General features: G+C 71.2%; 2 protein-coding genes. Both read left to right on the top strand.

Annotated features, from left to right (window positions below):
• Positions 1–177: 177 nt before the first annotated feature.
• A complete protein-coding gene (gene cas3 / locus ABZ281_RS41865; protein WP_356663186.1) occupies positions 178–1,737 on the top strand; it encodes a CRISPR-associated helicase Cas3' in 1,560 nt (519 codons plus the stop codon).
• A gap of 470 nt (positions 1,738–2,207) precedes the next feature.
• A complete protein-coding gene (locus ABZ281_RS41860) occupies positions 2,208–3,569 on the top strand; it encodes a hypothetical protein (protein WP_356663184.1) in 1,362 nt (453 codons plus the stop codon).
• Positions 3,570–3,778 lie beyond the last annotated feature (209 nt).

Raw genomic sequence — 3,778 nt, 5'->3', positions numbered from 1 at the left:
GCCTTGATGGGCAGGGCGCGCGGCGGGTCGTAGGCCGTTCCCGTCATCACCGTGTGGACACCCCACCAGGACAGCGTGACCGCCGCGCCCGTGGCCTGGCTGAAGGAGGCATACTCCACGGACGCCCCCGACACCGAACTCTCCGACGACGGGGTGTCCACGACGGCGGGCGACTTCATGCGCCGAAAGCACCTCGGCCTGGCTGCCGGGACAGCTGTCGGCACCTGGGACCAGGCCGCGATGGCCTGCCTGCCCATGCGGTTCAACACCCTGCGCTGGCTCGGCCTGTCCGGCAAAACCGTGATCATCGACGAGGCCCACGCCTACGACGCCTTCGGCCACGCCCTCACCGTCCGCCTGCTCCAGTGGCTCGGCCACCTCGGCGCTCCCGTAGTACTGCTGTCCGCGACCCTCGCCGGCCACCTCGCCGAGCGCCTGGTCCACGCCTACCTCCAGGGCGCCGGCCACACCATCCCGAAGCCCGTCGACCCGGCCTACCCCGGCTGGTTGTTCGCGGACTCGACCACCGGCGTCGTGACCGCCTCCGGCACGATCCCCAGTGCCCGCGCTCACTCCCTCGGCGTCGACCAGCACCTCGTGCGCCACACCCACGACCCCAGCGTCGCCGACGGACGCGCCACGCAGCTGGTCCGCACCCTCGCCCCTCTCTACGAGGCCAGCGAAGACCCCGGCGCCGTCCTCGTCGTCTGCAACACCGTTCCTGACGCCCAGGCCACCTACCAAGCCCTCGCCGCCCGCTCCGGTACCCGCACCCCGAACCTCCTGCTGCTCCACGCCCGCATGCCGCAATGGCAGCGCGAGGACATCACCCGCCGACTCCTCGCTCTCCTCGGCCCCCGCGCTCGCCGACCGCGTGAGCCGTGGATCGTGGTGACCACTCAGGTCGCCGAGCAGTCCCTCGACGTCGACTTCGACCTGGTTGTCACCGACCTCGCACCCCTTGCCCAGCTCCTTCAGCGCGCCGGCCGCGGACACCGCCACTCCCTCGCCGGCCGCGGACACCGTCCCGCCTGGGCACCCGCCCCACGCCTCGTCGTCTTGACACCCGCTGGGGAGCTGCCACCACCAGCGTGGGGGAACGTCTACGACCAGGCCCTGCTGCGCCGGACCCGCGACCTGCTCGCGGAGCAGGCCGACGCACCCATCGCCATCCCGGACGCCGTCACCCCCATGATCGAAACCGTCTACGCGGACCTGAACACCCTCGCCGAACAAGCTCTGCGCGACGACCACCGACGCGCTGGCCAGGAGGCCGCATACGCTGCGGCCGCTGACACCGCAGCCATCCCCGCCCCCGACACCCTCACTGACCTCTACCCGATCACCGACCGCGACCTCGACCCCGACCTGCTCACCACCCGCCTCGGCGCCGACTCGGCACGGCTGCTGCCCATCTACCACGGAGACGACGCCACCTACTGGCTCGACCCCCAGCGCAGCTGCCCCCTGCCCATGCCGGCCCCCGGCCACAAGCGGCTGACCCGCGAACAGGTCGCCGATCTCGCCCGTCTCAGCATCCCGGCCCCCGCAACGTATCTACCCGACGCACCCGACACCGCCCCGCCCACGGAGTGGAACAAGACTCCGCTCGCCCGGGATCTGCGTCTGCTGCCTCACCGGGTACTGCCTGACGGGCATATACAGGGCCGGCGGACAGAACGACACATCCTGGGTCTCAACCCGGTCCTCGGACTGGTCCGTTCCACCGCCCGATGAACCAACAACGGCAGCGGCCGATTGTGCTGGATTCCTTGGAGCAAAGACCACCAGCACCTGCTTGTCGCAGCTCGGCAGCCTGCAACTCCAGGTGAGATCCACCGGTCAAGCCCACGCCGACGGCAAAGGCGACAGGGCCTGTCGGACGACCCGACGGCACTCACCCCGGAACCCAACCCCACGACACGGCCTTGCAACTGCCGCTCCGCACGGGCAAGACGGCCGCCGAGGAGCATGCCGGCCCCTCCTTCCGCACCGGCGATACTCGTTCGCGCCACGACACCAAGCGAGTGGGTGGACCGCGGGCGGCCCCAAATGCCGAACAGTCGGGCGGTCAGGTGTCAGCCATGTCCGGTTCTCGTGCTTCACGGGTGCCGGGCCGCAACGCCGGGCAAAGTGGGGGCCGCAGACAATCCGGGCCGGTCTCCCGGCCTGGGGGGATGTACTGACGGCCTTGGGGAGGGGACGGCATGACGCTGTTCACACGGAACACACCGGACGACGACAACGGCCAAACGAACCAGCAGCGATGGCTCCAACAGCCAGCAGGAAACGCCGAGTTCGACCGGGCGGAGTTCATCGACCGTTACGCGGTACTGCGGTGGGACACAGACCGCGGCGGCGTCGCGCTTGTGCACTCGATGGTCGACGGCAACGCCGCCCCCAAGATCGCCGCCGGCGCCCTGCGCCGACACCACGGTGCACGCCTGGCCGACAGATACGCGTGCGTGGTCGTGGCACAGACCAGCACCCAGGTGAGCCAGCCCTGGGTGCCCGACCTCCAGGCCTACGACGTTGAAGGGGGCGACCAGCCGTACTACGCGACGTGGGCCGAACTGGCAGCCCTTCTCGGACAACCGGCGCCGTACTGGTTCCACGCGCTGCGCGACCGCGATGCGATCGCCGCCTGGCGGCCGGGCGCACCACCGGCGGTGGTGCCCGCACACGACATCGCCACCCCGGTCACGGCGCTGACGGAGCTCGCCGCGGACGAGCCGGACGGGTCCCCGGCGGCCGAGCTGTGCTGGTACCTCGCTCGCGAAGTCCGCCACCGCGGCCACGCCTCGACCACCCGCTACATCGCCGAACTGCGCAAGAACGCGGCCGACGGCGGCGACGGTGCCCACCTCGTCCTTGGCGCGGTACCGGCTCCGCTGCTGCGCGCCGCCCCCGAGGAGCCGACGGAGATGGTCCGTCGAGCCGGCTGGCTGAGCATCACCGAACGCCGCGATGTCCTCGCCCACCGCGTCGCTGCCTTCGCCCAGCGCTGGGACGGTGGAAAGGACTGGCACACCGGAGCCGTGGTCAGCGTGCGGCCGGACGCCTGCGCCACCGCCCGCGAGTGGGCCAAGCGCCTGGTCCCGGCAGCTGTCGACCAACCACCGACCGTCCTGGAGAAGGTACTGCTGGCCAACGACCGCGAGACCGACGACGACGTCCTCCTCCACGACCCCGTCGCCGGCGTCCCCGTGCTGCTGCGCTCTCCGGACACTGGCACTACGGACCTGTCCACCTACACACTGCAGCGCCTGCCGACCCGCTCGCCGCTCGCGGCCCTCGTCCTCAGCGCCGGAACCTGCTGGATCCGTACCGAAGACCAGACCTTGTGGCTGGCACCCGAACGGGACGGCTGGGGCATCGGCTACGGCTACTCGGGCAACGGCTGCCACACTCTCGCACGCCTCGTCGATGTCCTCCTCGACGACATCTCCGCCCCTGCGGTACGCCCCAACGACCCCGCGGCACCGCCGGCCCTGTTCGAGCTACTCCGCGACGCCCCCGGCACTGCGACCTACACCCGAGCCCAACTGCTCGCAGCCCGGGCCGGATAACGACGTCAGGGCCCTTGCCCGCACGCTGAAGCCCCCGACGGGGCACCATGCGCAGTGCATCGCGCCTTCCCGTCTGGAAGAGCACGGCGGGCCCCTCGTGCTGAAGAACCAAGGAGGGGCCCGCCCCGCTTCCGCCCGGCCCGAGCCGGGCGGACCCGGCTGGTTGCAGGAGGTCGTGCGGGTGATGATCCGGCCGTCCGGGACGCGCT

The sequence above is a fragment of the Streptomyces sp. NPDC006265 genome, assembly GCF_040613555.1.
Taxonomy (GTDB): Bacteria; Actinomycetota; Actinomycetes; order Streptomycetales; family Streptomycetaceae; genus Streptomyces.
Note: the sequence above shows the minus strand (reverse complement) of the source record. Positions and strands in the feature narration are given on the sequence as shown.

Excerpts from the sequence above, each read along its gene's own strand:
- ABZ281_RS41860 (WP_356663184.1), top strand. The coding sequence starts at position 2,208 with ATGACGCTGTTCACACGGAACACACCGGACGACGACAACGGCCAAACG.
- cas3 (WP_356663186.1), top strand. The coding sequence starts at position 178 with ATGCGCCGAAAGCACCTCGGCCTGGCTGCCGGGACAGCTGTCGGCACC.